Annotated in this window: 12 protein-coding genes and 2 tRNA genes; 13 read left to right on the top strand and 1 reads right to left on the bottom strand. The window is 40.3% G+C overall.

The features are described 5' to 3' along the window. Both ACXYMT_RS15140 and ACXYMT_RS15135 read left to right on the top strand, forming a co-directional pair. On the top strand, positions 1-1,491 hold a 1,491-nt coding region (locus ACXYMT_RS15140), incomplete at its 5' end, for a T9SS type A sorting domain-containing protein (RefSeq protein WP_459059920.1). Positions 1,492-1,967: 476 nt separating this feature from the next. After that, entirely contained in the window at positions 1,968-5,849 is a 3,882-nt protein-coding gene (locus tag ACXYMT_RS15135; RefSeq protein WP_459059919.1) for a T9SS type A sorting domain-containing protein, read from the top strand. Positions 5,850-5,981: 132 nt separating this feature from the next. Here the strand turns inward: ACXYMT_RS15135 and ACXYMT_RS15130 are convergent, their stop codons facing one another. Then, positions 5,982-7,124: an acyl-CoA dehydrogenase gene (locus ACXYMT_RS15130; protein ID WP_459059918.1), complete on the bottom strand. Its 1,143-nt coding sequence runs from the start codon at positions 7,122-7,124 to the stop codon at positions 5,982-5,984. A 65-nt stretch (positions 7,125-7,189) separates the two neighbouring features. Here ACXYMT_RS15130 and ACXYMT_RS15125 point away from each other — a divergent pair, with 65 nt between their 5' ends. The 11 genes from ACXYMT_RS15125 to ACXYMT_RS15075 all read left to right on the top strand — a co-directional run bounded on the left by ACXYMT_RS15125 (position 7,190) and on the right by ACXYMT_RS15075 (position 15,805). Further along, on the top strand, positions 7,190-8,284 hold the full coding sequence (locus ACXYMT_RS15125) for an anhydro-N-acetylmuramic acid kinase (RefSeq protein ID WP_459059917.1): 1,095 nt from the start codon (positions 7,190-7,192) through the stop codon (positions 8,282-8,284). 55 nt (positions 8,285-8,339) lie between these two features. Beyond that, complete coding sequence (locus ACXYMT_RS15120; RefSeq protein ID WP_459059916.1) at positions 8,340-9,566, top strand: Glu/Leu/Phe/Val dehydrogenase dimerization domain-containing protein; 1,227 nt, start codon at positions 8,340-8,342, stop codon at positions 9,564-9,566. Positions 9,567-9,740: 174 nt separating this feature from the next. After that, the gene (locus tag ACXYMT_RS15115) at positions 9,741-10,442 is read left to right on the top strand and encodes a MotA/TolQ/ExbB proton channel family protein (protein WP_324720735.1); all 702 of its coding nucleotides are present in this window, start codon (positions 9,741-9,743) and stop codon (positions 10,440-10,442) included. 1 nt (position 10,443) lies between these two features. After that, positions 10,444-10,836, top strand: a complete 393-nt coding sequence (locus ACXYMT_RS15110) for an ExbD/TolR family protein (protein ID WP_459059915.1) — start codon at positions 10,444-10,446, stop codon at positions 10,834-10,836. A gap of 74 nt (positions 10,837-10,910) precedes the next feature. Continuing rightward, positions 10,911-11,732, top strand: coding sequence for an energy transducer TonB (locus tag ACXYMT_RS15105; protein WP_459059914.1), 822 nt, complete (start codon positions 10,911-10,913; stop codon positions 11,730-11,732). A 31-nt stretch (positions 11,733-11,763) separates the two neighbouring features. Beyond that, complete coding sequence (locus ACXYMT_RS15100) at positions 11,764-12,954, top strand: bifunctional folylpolyglutamate synthase/dihydrofolate synthase (protein WP_459059929.1); 1,191 nt, start codon at positions 11,764-11,766, stop codon at positions 12,952-12,954. A gap of 106 nt (positions 12,955-13,060) precedes the next feature. Then, positions 13,061-13,135: transfer RNA gene (locus ACXYMT_RS15095), tRNA-Val, on the top strand. Positions 13,136-13,176: 41 nt separating this feature from the next. Continuing rightward, a tRNA-Val gene (locus ACXYMT_RS15090) sits at positions 13,177-13,251 on the top strand. Positions 13,252-13,419: 168 nt separating this feature from the next. Continuing rightward, the gene (locus ACXYMT_RS15085; RefSeq protein WP_459059913.1) at positions 13,420-14,085 is read left to right on the top strand and encodes a hypothetical protein; all 666 of its coding nucleotides are present in this window, start codon (positions 13,420-13,422) and stop codon (positions 14,083-14,085) included. A 180-nt stretch (positions 14,086-14,265) separates the two neighbouring features. Then, positions 14,266-15,183 carry a tetratricopeptide repeat protein gene (locus tag ACXYMT_RS15080; RefSeq protein WP_459059912.1) on the top strand — a complete coding sequence of 306 codons (918 nt, stop codon included), beginning with the start codon at positions 14,266-14,268 and terminating at the stop codon, positions 15,181-15,183. Between the two features lie 181 nt (positions 15,184-15,364). Next, complete coding sequence (locus ACXYMT_RS15075) at positions 15,365-15,805, top strand: hypothetical protein (protein WP_459059911.1); 441 nt, start codon at positions 15,365-15,367, stop codon at positions 15,803-15,805. Positions 15,806-15,854 lie beyond the last annotated feature (49 nt).

The raw sequence follows: 15,854 nt of genomic DNA, 5'->3' as shown, positions 1-15,854 counted from the left end.
GTTTATGACAATCCTGATTTGGAGGTACAAGATTTAGCTGAGTGTGAGAGCCAGGACAGTAATGGTGCTGATCTTTCTTATTACATATTTGATGTGATGGGGGGAATAAAATCGTCAGATAATGGTAGTTGGACTTTCTCTTATGTAGATGAGAATGATGTTAAGCAGACCATCGCCGAGGATCCTGCCGAAAGTGGAAAATATCCTTTAAAGGTTTGGCTTACTTCTACCGATGGTGATCCTGCATCTGGAGTAGTGATTACTGCACGATTAGACAATGATGGAGATACTAATGCATCTTCAAATTGTTATAATGAGAAGACTTTCACCTTGACAGTTTATGATAATCCAGATGTCACAGCCACACCGAAAACTATTTGTTTAGGTGAGAGTGTTGATTTGTCAACCTTAATAAGTGCTGATAATGGAAGCTTGAGTTATTTTACTCAAAGTGACTATTCCGATAATAATGGGGCGGGATTAAGCAGTAGTATAGTGACGCCACAGGTTACAACTACCTACTATATTAAAAGTGTTGTTCAACATACTGGATTTAATTGTGAAGGTACTACTTCTGTTATGATAACCATTGAAAACTGCGCTCATTTATTCCCAACTCAAACAACATGTTGTAATTACATGGATGAGGCCAATCGGGAAGAATTCGATCAGGACTATCTATGTGTTAGTACTCAAGGACCGAATATTAAAAATGTTACACCAGGTGTATTCTTCTATTATGGAGATTTCCAAGTAAGTTCTACGGGTGAGAATACTATAACTTTTATTCAGGAGCGACCACAGGAAAGTGGTTCGGCAGTGAATGGGTCAAAGTTCTTCTCACTGGTTAATACAAACAACGTCTGGGTATACTCAGGAGAAGACCAATCAGCTTGTGAAAATGTTACAATCACAGGAGTTACTGAGAGCAATGGTGTAGTAACTGTAACTTTTAACACTCCATATACTGGTGCCCATATTTTATCTCTAAAATTCGATTCAAAATCAATTCAAAAAGGTAAGTATGGAGGAGATAACACGTATACCTTTGAAATCCAGGGTGAAAGTGGAAGCTTCGGTCAATTACCATTAGATGTTGATGGTCAGTGTGACGCAACCCCACCTGATTTAGGAGGTTACGATGGTTGTACCACAGGTAGCAATTCCTTTATACAATCCACCCAATCCATCCAGGCAGAAAGCCTGAGTGCTGAAGAACCTGTGGTAGAAACTGATGTTGCAGTATACCCAGTACCATTCAGCGATATGATCAATGTAGATTACGAGTTCGACTATTCTTCAGATGTTACGATCGAGATCTTTGACTTTGGTGGTAACTTATTGAGAACTGTGAAAGACAGCAATGTCTCCAGAGGCTCTACTACATCCATAGCAGTTGACTTTTCTATAAGTGCAAATCAAATGTACCTTGTAAGAGTTGCTACAGACAGAGAAACATTTGTAAAACAAATTGTATCCTCTAAAAAGTAAATTTTAAATAACCTTTAAAACCAGTAAAGCAGCCGGAAACGGCTGCTTTTTTTTGCCCTCTAACGACCAAAATCGTGTCTGTAGTTAGCACTTTATGTCTATTAAATCTGCAGTTTTTGCTCTAAAAGATCCCTCTAACCTTCTTTAGATCAATTTTTTAACAAAAATTTCTTATAATCAGTATTTTCTGATTAAGATATTTTTTTACTTTTATTGAGAGGTTTATCGGACAAATTCTTTTATACCTCCAATTTCTCCCCCTTTGTTATTACCCTACAATAAGATGTATATCGGAAAGCTTTTCCTCCATCTTCCAAATATATCTTAACCTTTTAAAGGATTTTAAAATTCCCCCGGGATCTGAATTTCTTCAGATCATGTTTCCTCTGTACCCCTTCAGAAGAAACTCTCACCCTTTTGCAATGTCAGATTTTTGATCTGACAGGATCGCCCTGATCTATCTGCCTGGCTGCTCTATGTTCTGGTTAGTATTTATTAACCAAACATTATTAATTATGAAAGATTTTACGATGAACTTAAATGGTTTTTTAAATCTTGTATTACGGAGCCTACGGAAGGAAGAATTCCCTGGAAAAAAATATTTTTTCATTAGTGCTTTTACCGTTTTTTTAATTTTTCCTCAGAGTATTTCTAGTCAGATCACTGTTCAAAATGTCGAGACGGGAAAAATAGATAAATTAGAGCAGTCGGCTAATGGTGCCCTTGGTTCGGAAACTGATCCCACCTCCTGGGTTACTGGTATTGTGAATAAATCAAAGGCTCATTATTTGGAAGATATGTCCATTCCTTATAGACTTACAATTTCTAGTCTTGATCCAACAAAAACCTACACCTTAACAATAGGTTTTGATACTCAAAAAGATGGTTTGCATGCAATAGATTATTTAACTTCGTATAACTACGTTGGATCCCATTCCTTGTACAGTAATCATGGTATCGAAACCGTTGATCCTCTACAAGGCTCTGGTTGGTCGTTAGTTGCAAAACCCGGTAAAACCTTGGTCAACGCTGATTGGGAATTTATACCTACACCTGATGTAGCTAATGGTAATCCTACATATCAGAATTTGAGCGATGATGATAAGAAGATGTGGATTTTTAATGGGGATTTTGTCAGTGTATCCAATGGTGATCAGGACCCCTTACTTCCTGGAGAGACTACAGTTAGCCGGGTAATTGTACAGTTTAAGCCAAATAGTGATAAGGTAATTATTGCGTGGGGCGGGCATATTTCTACCTGGGAAGATTGGGGAGAAGGCTTATCAGCTAGTGCAATTCAAGGAGCTCCGTATCACATGTTTTTAGATTCTTGTGATGAAGCGAAATTAGATGGATGTGGACAAAAAGATGTTCAGTTGAGTGCAGATGCTGTTTCTGCACCTCCTACTTGTGAAATTTCCGGAGTAGAAACTGTTTGTCAGGCTTCAGGAAACTTGACTTATACAGGAACAGTTGATAATGCATCCAATCCCACTTACTCCTGGATTATTAGCTCAATTACCAAGACTGAAGGGACAGATCCAAGTATTGTGGCAGGAACAGAAGATGATCAGCAAGTAGAAATTAATGTTCCTGATGATTTTGCCGGTAGTTATTCCTTGAAATTAATTGTTACCAATGAAGGCGTTTTTTCCTTAACGGGTTACTGTGAATTTACAACAACTGTTTATGACAATCCCGATCCAACACCGTCAGATTTAGAACTTTGTGAGCGATCAGAAGGAGATTTAAAAGCAGTGTTTAATTTAAACAACGGGGTATCAGCAGAAGGGACTGGAGCTTTAACTTTCCACCTTAGCCAAGAAGATGCAGATAGTGGTGATAATCCTATTGCTAATCCTGGCACTTATTTATCAGGTGATGATACCATATTTGTACGTGAGGAAAGTGATAGTGATGGGGATCCTGAAATAGGCTGTTATGGAACTACGTCATTTAGTTTGACAGTTTATGACAATCCAGATCCAACACCGTCAGATTTAGAACTTTGTGAGCGATCAGAAGGAGATTTAAAAGCAGTGTTTAATTTAAACAACGGGGTATCAGCAGAAGGGACTGGAGCTTTAACTTTCCACCTTAGCCAAGAAGATGCAGATAGTGGTGATAATCCTATTGCTAATCCTGGCACTTATTTATCAGGTGATGATACCATATTTGTACGTGAGGAAAGTGATAGTGATGGGGATCCTGAAATAGGCTGTTATGGAACTACGTCATTTAGTTTGACAGTTTATGACAATCCAGATCCAACACCGTCAGATTTAGAACTTTGTGAGCGATCAGAAGGAGATTTAAAAGCAGTGTTTAATTTAAACAACGGGGTATCAGCAGAAGGGACTGGAGCTTTAACTTTCCACCTTAGCCAAGAAGATGCAGATAGTGGTGATAATCCTATTGCTAATCCTGGCACTTATTTATCAGGTGATGATACCATATTTGTACGTGAGGAAAGTGATAGTGATGGGGATCCTGAAATAGGCTGTTATGGAACTACGTCATTCAGTTTGACAGTTTATGACAATCCCGATCCAACACCGTCAGATTTAGAACTTTGTGAGCGATCAGAAGGAGATTTAAAAGCAGTGTTTAATTTAAACAACGGGGTATCAGCAGAAGGGACTGGAGCTTTAACTTTCCACCTTAGCCAAGAAGATGCAGATAGTGGTGATAATCCTATTGCTAATCCTGGCACTTATTTATCAGGTGATGATACCATATTTGTACGTGAGGAAAGTGATAGTGATGGGGATCCTGAAATAGGCTGTTATGGAACTACGTCATTCAGTTTGACAGTTTATGACAATCCCGATCCAACACCGTCAGATTTAGAACTTTGTGAGCGATCAGAAGGAGATTTAAAAGCAGTGTTTAATTTAAACAACGGGGTATCAGCAGAAGGGACTGGAGCTTTAACTTTCCACCTTAGCCAAGAAGATGCAGATAGTGGTGATAATCCTATTGCTAATCCTGGCACTTATTTATCAGGTGATGATACCATATTTGTACGTGAGGAAAGTGATAGTGATGGGGATCCTGAAATAGGCTGTTATGGAACTACGTCATTTAGTTTGACAGTTTATGACAATCCAGACATCACAGCAACTTACCCAAGTGTTTGCCTCGGAGAAACTATCGACCTGGCGCAGATGACAGAGGGAGTGTATGACTACATTTCTAATCCTGATGCTGCTGTCCTAAAGTTTTACGGTTCTTTAGCTGATGTTGATAGCGATACACAATTGTCTTCGACAACAGTTAGTCCGGACCTGGGAGATAATACATATTACATCCTAGCGACATCAACTTTTGGTGACGATACTTGTGAAAGTATTACTCCTGTCACAGTTACGGGAATTGAATGTATTGTATGCGAAACTGCTTTTGCTAAAGCAGATGTGAATGGTGGTGACGCTTACTGTTTTTCTGATGACTCAAATCCTTTTGGTGATCCTGTGAGTAGTGAAAGATGGGGATGGACAAATGAATTTGAAGCCAGCGATTTTACAGAAGATACTCCAATCATTCTAAATCTCTATGCCGGTGCTGGACAGTGTGATAATATCGTGATTGGTGAACCTGGTACTGGAAAAGGAGTAATTGCTGGGCAGGTAATAATTACTTATGATGATGGTTACGTTACAGTAGAATATGATATGACTTTATATGGCTTTGTAATGAGTTCTGCCCATTTATATGTTGGATGTGATCCTTACCCTTCTAAGAAAAAGGGCAAAACTACAGAGTCTACTGTAGCTCCGGGACAATTCCCGTTTAGCTCTAGTAGTACAGGTTACTTTGATAAGTTTGAACCGGATCCAATCTGGGTCGGAACTTCTGGAAAATTCTACATAATTGCTCATGCCGATGTTTGTACAAGTAAGAATAATGACCACCTGGAGTATTATCCGCAGTTGACTTCCAACCAGGAAATACAGTATTTATCAGCTAAAAAGAGAAATGCTCAACTTGAAATGGTTTGCGGCGGTAGCACTAAGAAAGGTGGTCCTGCAGCTAAGACCGGTGCAGAATCTCTTTCAATACAATCTGTAGAAATTGTCGAAGAACCTGTTGTGGAAACTGATGTAGCTCTTTACCCCGTGCCCTTTAGTGATGTCATCAATATTGACTATGACTTTGACTACACTTCAGATGTGAAGATAGAGGTGTTCGACTTTAGAGGTAATCACCTGCGAAGTTACAGCGATTTACAGGTGAAAAGAGGTTCCACTACTACATTGAACATTGACTTTGCGCTCAAAGCAAACCAAATGTACGTGGTTCAGGTAATTACAGATCGTGAGAAATTTGTCAAACAAATTGTATCTTCTAAAAAGTAGATTTTGATTAGTATTTATTAACCTAAAAAAGAAAGCAGCCGGAAACGGCTGCTTTTGATTTATATAAATGTCAATCTGAACTTGTTTTCAGCTTCCTTAGATCCTGAAACAAGTTCAGGATGACCTTCTTTATTAGTCCCTCAAAATACTTCTGGAGATAACGATCTTTTGGATCTCTGAAGTTCCTTCGTAGATCTGTGTGATCTTTGCATCGCGCATCAATCGCTCTACGTGGTATTCTTTCACATATCCGTTTCCGCCGTGAACCTGTACTGCTTCCACAGTAACATCCATTGCGGTCTTTGATGCGAAAAGTTTTGCCATAGCCCCGCTAAGATCGTAGTTTTCACCATTGTCTTTGTCACAGGCGGCTTTCATTACCAGGTGACGGGCAGCTTCAATAGAGGTGTGCATGTCGGCTAGTTTAAAAGCAATAGCCTGGTGGTTCATGATCTCTGTTCCAAAGGCCTTACGCACTTTTGAATATTCTTTTGCCAATTCATAAGCTCCGGCAGCAATTCCCAAGGCCTGTGCAGCAATACCAATTCGCCCTCCCGAAAGGGTTTTCATGGCAAACTTAAATCCGAAGCCATCTTCGCCGATCCTGTTCTCTTTTGGAACCTTTACATCATTGAAGTTGAGAGAGTGGGTGTCACTTCCCCGAATTCCCAGTTTCTGCTCTTTTGGTCCGATCTCGAAACCTTCCATTCCTTTTTCTACAATGAAAGCGTTGATACCTTTGTGTTTTTTCTCCTTGTCTGTCTGGGCGATCACAATATAAAAATCGGCAGTACTTCCATTGGTGATCCAGTTCTTGGTTCCGTTAAGCAAGTAGTGGTCATCTTTTTCAATGGCCGTAGTTCTTTGTGAAGTGGCATCACTTCCGGCTTCAGGCTCAGAAAGACAAAAAGCACCTATAGATTCTCCTGTAGCCAGTTTGGTAAGATATTTTTGTTTCTGCTCTTCATTTCCGAATTTCTCCAGACCCCAGCAAACCAACGAGTTGTTCACCGACATCACTACAGAAGCAGAAGCATCAATTTTGGAGATCTCTTCCATCGCCAGCACATAAGCCACGGTGTCCATACCGCCGCCACCATATTCCGGAGAGACCATCATGCCCAAAAAGCCAAGTTCTCCCATCTTCTTTATTTGCTCCTTTGGGAACTCCTGTTTCTCGTCCCTCTCAATAACTCCCGGCAGCAGTTCATTTTTTGCAAAATCGCGTGCCGCATCGCGGATCATGATATGTTCTTCGGTCAAATTAAAATCCATTCGGTAATTTTTTAGAAATGTTGAATTTTGGTTTGCAAAGATACCGTTTTACAGACATTTATTCAATGGAGAGTGCTATTTTTACCGCCGTGGATCAAAATGACTATAACGTTGTAGGAGTTATGTCGGGTACATCGCTTGATGGCATCGACCTGGCATATGTTCATTTCACATTTTCTGAAGGCTGGACTTATAAAATGCTTGCTGCGGAAACTGTTCCTTATTCCAAAAGCTGGGAAAAGATGCTTTCTGAAGCTGTTGCTTATGATGATCAACGCCTGAAGCAGCTCGATATAGATTACACCCGTTTTCTGGCTGAAGTGATTTCAGAATTTCTCTCCAAAAATGACATTTTTGACACCCATGCTATTTGCAGTCATGGCCACACCATTAAGCACGAGCCGGAAAACGGCTATACCCTCCAAATTGGCAACCTTCCGGAGTTGGCTAAGCTCCTTAACCGCAAGGTCATCTGCAACTTTAGGGTGCAGGACGTGGAGTTGGGCGGCCAGGGAGCACCATTGGTGCCTATTGGGGATGAATTGCTCTTTCCGGAATTCGATTACTGCCTCAACCTTGGCGGATTTGCCAATATCTCCACCAAACCAAACGGGGAGCGGCTCGCTTACGATATTTGTGCTGTGAACACGGTGCTAAATTCTCTCGCTCAGAAGCTGGGAAAATCCTATGACGAAAACGGGAAGATCGCAGCTTCCGGAGAATTGAACAAGGAGCTTCTGGAAGTGCTTCAGAAAATACCATTTTACGGTCTCCGGCCGCCGAAGTCTTTGGGCATCGAATGGGTAAACAGGAATATTTTTCCCCTTTTTGAAGGGTATGATTCTGTTCCCTCTTTACTCCGGACGTATACTGAACATGCTGCAGAAATGATCGCTAATGAATTCAGGGATTCTTCCGGAGAAAAGGTGCTGGTGACGGGCGGTGGGGCTTTTAATCAATTCCTTATGGAGGAAATAAAAAGAAGGACCCGCACCGAAGTAATGATCCCGTCGGCTGAAGTAGTCAATTATAAAGAGGCCCTCATCTTTGCATTTTTGGGAGTGCTAAAAATGAGAGGAGAGAACAATGTTTTAAGTTCTGTTACAGGGGCTTCAAAAGATCATTCTTCAGGAGTAATTTTTGAGCCTGAAGAGTTTTAGAAATAAAAGGACAGGAAATTTAGTTTTTTATATTTGCGTCAATTTTAAAAGAATTATGAAAGAATTATTGAATTTATATCAGAATAAGGCACCCGAAATTGTGTTTAACTGGAAAGATCCGGAAACTGAAGCCGAGGGCTGGGTGGTGATCAACTCCTTGCGCGGCGGTGCTGCAGGTGGTGGAACCCGGATGAGAAAAGGTCTCGATATGAACGAGGTGCTTTCTCTGGCCAAGACCATGGAAGTAAAATTCACGGTTTCAGGACCTGCAATTGGCGGGGCAAAATCGGGTATAAATTTCGATCCTAATGATCCCCGCAAAAAGGGTGTTTTAGAACGCTGGTATAAAGCGGTTTCCCCGCTTCTTAAAAGCTATTACGGTACCGGGGGAGATCTTAATGTGGATGAGATCCATGAGGTGATTCCAATAACTGAAGATTCAGGTGTTTGGCATCCGCAGGAAGGTGTTTTTAACGGACACTTCAAGCCAACCGAAGCCGATAAGATCAACCGGATTGGGCAGCTTAGACACGGGGTGATCAAGGTACTCGAAAATAGCAAATTTTCACCCGATGTTTCCCGCAAGTATACAGTTGCAGATATGATCACAGGTTATGGGGTAGCCGAAGCTGTACGTCATTACTATGACATCTACGGCGGAAATGTACAGGGTAAAAAAGCTATAGTTCAGGGATTCGGGAATGTTGGTTCTGCTGCAGCCTATTATCTGGCGCAGATGGGAGCAAAGGTAGTTGGGATCATCGACCGGGTAGGAGGTGTGATCAACGAAGAAGGATTTACTTTTGATGAGATCCGGGATATGTTCCTGAACAAAGAAGGAAATACTTTAAAAACCGATAATCTTATTCCTTTCGAGGAGATCAATGACCGCATCTGGTCTTTAAACGCAGAAGTTTTCGCACCATGTGCCGCCTCTCGCTTGATCACCAGGGAGCAGGTAGATGAAATGGTGGCTGCCGGGCTGGAGGTGATCTCCAGTGGTGCCAATGTTCCGTTCGCCGACAAAGAAATTTTCTTCGGTCCGATCATGGAATATACCGATGAGCGAATAAGCGTAATTCCAGATTTCATTGCTAATTGCGGAATGGCTCGGGTCTTTGCTTACTTTATGGAGCGCAGGGTGCAAATGACAGATGAGGCCATCTTCAACGATACTTCAATGACTATTCGAAATGCTATCCAAAATACTTATACCAACAACAGCAGCAAAACGAACATTAGTAAAACTGCTTTTGAGGTGGCGCTTAAGAAGTTGGTTTAAGTTCTTATCATACATATAGAATTTTAAGGGTGCTTTTTTGGCACCCTTTTTCATGGAATGCATTGTGAATTACTTTTTCATTTATTGTGAAGGAGGAGTTGCAAGAAATCAAAGGCTGTTTATCTTTACAATTAATTTTGCATTCTCACGTTACATAAAAAACCCGATACACAAATGCTATACTTTTTTCAGGAAGATGGTCTTGCCCAGGCAGCACAAGAGGCAGAACCGGTAGTAGAGGAAAAGACCCTCTCTTTATTTGACTTGTTCCTTAGTGGAGGAGTAGGAGGGCAGGTGATCATTCTCATCCTTTTCATTTTGCTGTTTGCAGCCATTTACATCTATTTTGAAAGATTGTTCGCTATTAAAGCGGCCTCAGAAACAGATAGCAACTTTATGAACCAGATCAAGGATTCCGTGATGCACGGGAACATTGAATCTGCACGTATACGTTGTGCCCAGGCAAATTCACCTGTGGCGCGTCTTACTGCTAAAGGTCTGGACCGCATTGGGAGTCCGCTCGAAGATATTAACACAGCGATCGAGAACGCGGGTCGTCTTGAAGTCTATAAACTTGAGAAGAACGTAAGCGTGCTGGCGACAATTGCCGGTGCCGCACCAATGATCGGTTTCCTCGGAACTGTAATAGGGATGGTTATCGCCTTCCATGAACTTGCAACCAGTAGCGGGCAAGCAGAAATGGGTGCCCTGGCCGAAGGTATTTACACCGCCATGACCACTACCGTTGCCGGACTTATTGTGGGTATTATTGCTTATATCGGCTATAACCACCTGGTGGTGAAGACAGATAAAGTAGTGCATCAAATGGAAGCTACCGCTGTAGATTTCCTTGACCTTCTAAACGAACCGGTATAATATGAACTTAAGAGGAAGAAATAAGATCAGTCCGGAATTCAGTATGAGTTCCATGACCGATATTGTATTCCTGTTGTTGATCTTTTTTATGCTCACTTCCCCGGCTATAACTCCGGAAGCGCTTGATCTTATCCTGCCAAAGGCAAAAGGTAAGACCACAACCAAACAAAATGTGGCGGTGAGTATCACAAAAGACCTGCAGGTTTATATTGATAAGGAAAGGGTGAGTAATAGTTCTCTGGAAGCAAGATTGCAACAGGCCTTGTCGGGCGTTGAAGATCCTACGATCATCCTGCGTGCCGAAGAAGGCGTGCCTATTGAAAGAGCGGTAGATGTGATGGATATCGCTAACAGAAATCGCTATAAGATCGTGCTTGCAGTAAAACCTGAATAATTCTTTGCTGCTTTTCCCCTTTTTGAGACATTGTGGAACTATGTTTGCTAATTAAAATTTAGAAAAAGAACAGCGTGAAATACCTGGAGACAGAACACGAAAGAAAATCAATGGCAATAACGGTGGTACTCCACGTGTTGCTAATTCTCCTATTGCTGTTCTTCGGGTTTACTTATCTCGATCCTCCTCCCGAAAATGGAATTGCTATTAACTTCGGAACTTCAGATGTCGGCTCGGGCATTGAGCAGCCTTTAGAAAAGATCCAGACATCACCACAACGTACTACCCCTCCTCCGGTTACTCCTGTAGAGACCAATATCAGGGAAGAAGTCGTGACACAAGATGTGGTCGAGGCACCTGTAGTGGAAAAGAAGAAAGAGGAAAAAGTCGTGCAGAAAGTTGAAGAGCCGGTGAAAAAGAAAGAAGAGCCAGTAAAAAAGCCTGATCCTAAACCGTCCAAATCGACAACAGATGCCCTAAGCAGTATTTTAAACGGACCTGTAAGTGACGGGCAAGCCCGCGGCGGAGAAGGAAATGATGAAGCTGCAGGCGATAAAGGAAGTCCCGATGGGGATCCCAATGCCAAATCCTATTACGGAACAGGAATGGGTCTCGACGGGGATGGAAATTACCGGCTTGGAGGACGAAAAGCATTGAACAAAGAAAAATTTGTACAGGATTGTAATGAATCGGGTATAGTAGTGGTCCAGATCGAGGTGAATCGTAATGGAACTGTTACCCGTGCAATTCCGGGGGTCAAAGGTACTACCAACAATGCGACCTGTTTGACAGATCCTGCAAAGAGAGCAGCACTTGCTACCCGTTTTAACAGCGATCCCGATGCTCCTGTAAAGCAGGTGGGAACAATTATCTACAACTTCAAACTTACCGAATAACTTGACGACCTATACAGAAACTGTTGAATGGATGTTCCAACAGTTACCTATGTATCAACAGGTGGGAAGCAAGGCCTACAAGGTAGATCTTTCCAATATCAATAAATTGATCCGCCGGCTTCAGGATCCACACCATAATTTTAAGACCATTCATGTTGCGGGAACTAATGGTAAAGGTTCCGTTTCGCACATGCTGGCTTCTATTCTTCAGGAAGCGGGCTACAAAGTTGGCCTCTATACTTCTCCACATTTAAAGGATTTCCGGGAACGGATCAAGATCAACGGCGAAATGATCTCAGAAGCAGCTGTGATAGATTTTATAGACACCAATAAAGCCTTTTTTGAGCAGGAAAGTCTTTCTTTCTTTGAAATGACCGTAGGAATGGCTTTTGAATATTTTTCTGAAGAAAATGTGGATATAGCGGTAATCGAGGTCGGTCTCGGCGGCAGGTTGGACTCTACCAATATCATCTCTCCTGAAGTTTCTGTCATTACCAACATAGGATTGGATCACGTCGCTATTCTCGGAAATACCCTGCCGGAAATAGCAGCTGAAAAAGGCGGAATTATTAAGCCAAATACTCCTGTAGTGATTGGTGAGTACCAGGAGGAGACTTTTCCTGTTTTCCAGCGATTGGCTGAAGCAAAAGAAGCTCCATTTCATTTAGCTGAAGAGTATAAGGGCAAATCATACAGTTCAGATCTTAAGGGGCATTACCAGCAAAAGAACGTTCGTACTGTCTCTATGACGCTGGAAGTGCTGAAAGAGAAAGGTTGGCAACTACCGGAGGAGGTTGTGGAAAGGGGCTTCAAAAATGTCATTTTAAACACCGGCTTGCGGGGCAGGTGGGAAGTGCTGCAGGAGAGTCCCAGGGTGATCTGTGACACTGCCCACAACAAAGAAGGACTGGTGTATGCCATGAAGCAGTTAATGGAAGAAAAAGCTGAAGAAATTCACGTTGTAATGGGGGTTGTAAACGATAAAGATCTTGATGCCGTACTGCCGCTTTTCCCAAAAGGAGTAAAATATTATTTTTCCAGACCAAATGTTCCCCGCGGACTTGATGCTACGGAACTTCAAAAAAAGGCAGCCGAAAATAGCCTTTTTGGGAAGGTATATTATTCAGTTTCTGAAGCTTATGAGGCTGCATTATTACAGGCTTCAAAGGAGGATGTGGTCTACGTGGGAGGCAGTACTTTCACGGTGGCAGAAATAATTTGAATTTTTTGAAATTATTCTTTGCAGAATTGAAATTGTGGTCTATATTTGCATCCGCATTCAGAAAGAGACACAGTCGCAGAGAATGCCGAAGTTCATAAATATTTTAGGGCAATTAGCTCAGTTGGTTCAGAGCACCTCGTTTACACCGAGGGGGTCGGGGGTTCGAATCCCTCATTGCCCACAAAATTAAAGGCTTCCTCTTGGAGGCCTTTTTTGATTAAAGGGTGATTAGCTCAGCTGGTTCAGAGCACTACCTCGACAAGGTAGGGGTCACTGGTTCGAACCCAGTATCACCCACTAAAGTGGGAAACTTAAATTTCCAAAAAAACAAATTTCAAATTTATAGCAGACCTCACAGGTTTTACAACCTGTGAGGTTTTTTTGTTCCATGGTTTTGGAGGATAATTAACTAAATTGGTTGTGGTAAAACGAGTTGTGAGCAATTTGCACATTGAAAATCCTTAAATGAAAGAATCTATTTTTCTGACCTTCGCCCTAATATTTCTTGGTATTGAGCATAGTAGTGCTCAAAAGACTGTACCAGCCGATCTTATTCCAAAAGGATATGTATTATTTGAGGAATATAGTGGAGATTTAAATAATGACGACAGAAACGACTATGTACTAATAATCAAAAATACAAAGGAAGAGGAAATAGTTGAAAACAGATTTGGGGATGTAGTTGATCGTAATAGAAGAGGAATAATAGTAATTCTCAACAAGGAAAATGAATATGAAAAAGTAGTTGAAAATACAGATTGTTTCTCGTCAGAAAATGAAGATGGCGGAGTATACATGCCGCCAGAATTATGGATTAACATTGAGAACAATAAATTAAAGATTCATTACGGTCACGGTCGATATGGATATTGGGAATATATTTTCAAATGCTTGGAGTCTGATTTTGAATTAATTGGGTATGAATCAAGTGAAAGTAACGGACCAAAAATTCTTTATCAATCTAAAATTGATTTTATAAAAAAAGAAAAAACATTATCCGAAAACACAACGCTAGATCCTGAGGCTGAGGAAGAAATCTTTGAAGTAATCTCTTACGACATACAAATAGATAATTTAATAAGATTATCTGAGATTAAAAATTTTGAAGACCTTGATATGACAAAATATTAGGTTGGCAAACAGCTCACAACAACGGTTAACACAAATGCGGCAGACCAGTCAAAAATGGCATTTTTGAGTCCCTTTAAAAATAGAAATTAAAAGATCAATTCCGTTCCCCTACTCCGCAACTTGCGTTAACCGGGACGTTGTAAGCAATTTGATTAAAAGATTAATATTTACTAGGTTTAAATGAAACTAAACCAACCAATTATAGTTATGATTAATCAAATCCAACTTTACACAATTTGTTTTTTACTTTTTTTTACACCCAACAGTTTTGCTCAACAAAAAACTGAAAATTTCCAAGAAATTTTAAATGAAGCCAATAAGTTGTCGTCCAACGGAAATTATGATAAAGCTTTAGTCTTGTATGAAGATGCGGTTAAAATTATACCGGATACTATTTCAACTATTGACAGATTAAAACTTTATAATAGCCTAACAAAGAAATACGCATTTTTAGGATTATTTGATGAAGCCAGGAAAAGAACCAGAGAACTATATTTTCAAGATCTGGAAATCAGGAATAAAGAGCTTTTGAAAATTGACGGTTCATGTTTATTAGGTGCTTATGAAGCATTGGAAGGAGACTATCAGAGTGCATTAGATTTTAACGTTGTATACCTTTCTATTGTAAAGGAATATGAAGATGTTAGCAAACATTGTGCTTATCGGATTCATGCCCTTGCTGGAAAAGAAGAGCAATCTATAAATCAAATTCAAGAACTAATTTCACGAAATCCACTTCCCGAATATTTTTTATGGCTAACTTATTTACTACAAGAAAAAGGTGCGGATAAAATGGTTCAACAACTATTGCCAAAATTAGATCAACTAAAACGAATGTCAGAATCTGGACAAATAGAGGGTTATGATGAAGGAACTATTTTTTATGGACTTGGAATGATGGAAATTATTAAGGATAATCACGAAAAAGCGATAGAATACTTAAAAAAATCTTATGACGCGGGGAATAAACAATATTATTGGTGGAAAAATTTTAATCCTATGTTTCATGAATTAGAATCGTATGCAGAATATCAAGATTTAATGGATAAAATGAAATCAGATATTGATCAAATGAGAGCAAACTACCTCAAGTCATAAGCCGCATAAGCAAGGTTATCAAAAGTGGCTCTTTTGAGAGGTAATTACTTTTTTTTATTAGAACAACCATTCCGCCGGAAAATGATTCCTTCCCTACACGCCACTTTCGTTAACCGGGAACGTTGACAGCATTTTTAACCCAACCTTAATTGAAAAATTTCATCTTAAACAAAAATGACACATGACGAAAAAATTGTTCTTTTATTTAACAGTAACAATGATAATTTTCTCTTGTTCGAAAAGCGATGATAATCAAAATGTTATAAATCCAGACTTCCTTGGAAAATGGAAACTTACAGAAACTCTTCAAGATCCTGGAGACGGAAGTGGTGTCTATGAACGTATCGATAGCGAAAAAACTATTGAATTCTTTAATAATGGAACTTTCTCTATAAACGGACCACTCTGTGGATTATCTACTTCAGTAGGCGAGAATATTATGGGTCAGGTTCGGAATTCAAATTATTCTAATAACAATATATTGCTTTCCAACGAGAAATGTTCCACTGACAACTCATCAACCGAATATATAGTAGTTATTGAAAACTCTGATTTAATTATTTATTATACAGCATGCGTAGAAGGCTGTGCCCAAAAATACCAAAAAGTAACTGCCGAGTGAAAAACTGCTTACGATAACGGCTATCCAAAAATGGCTTTTTTTAGAACTA

This window comes from Salinimicrobium sp. CAU 1759 (genome assembly GCF_054482715.1).
This window is presented reverse-complemented; position numbering and strand designations above follow the sequence as displayed.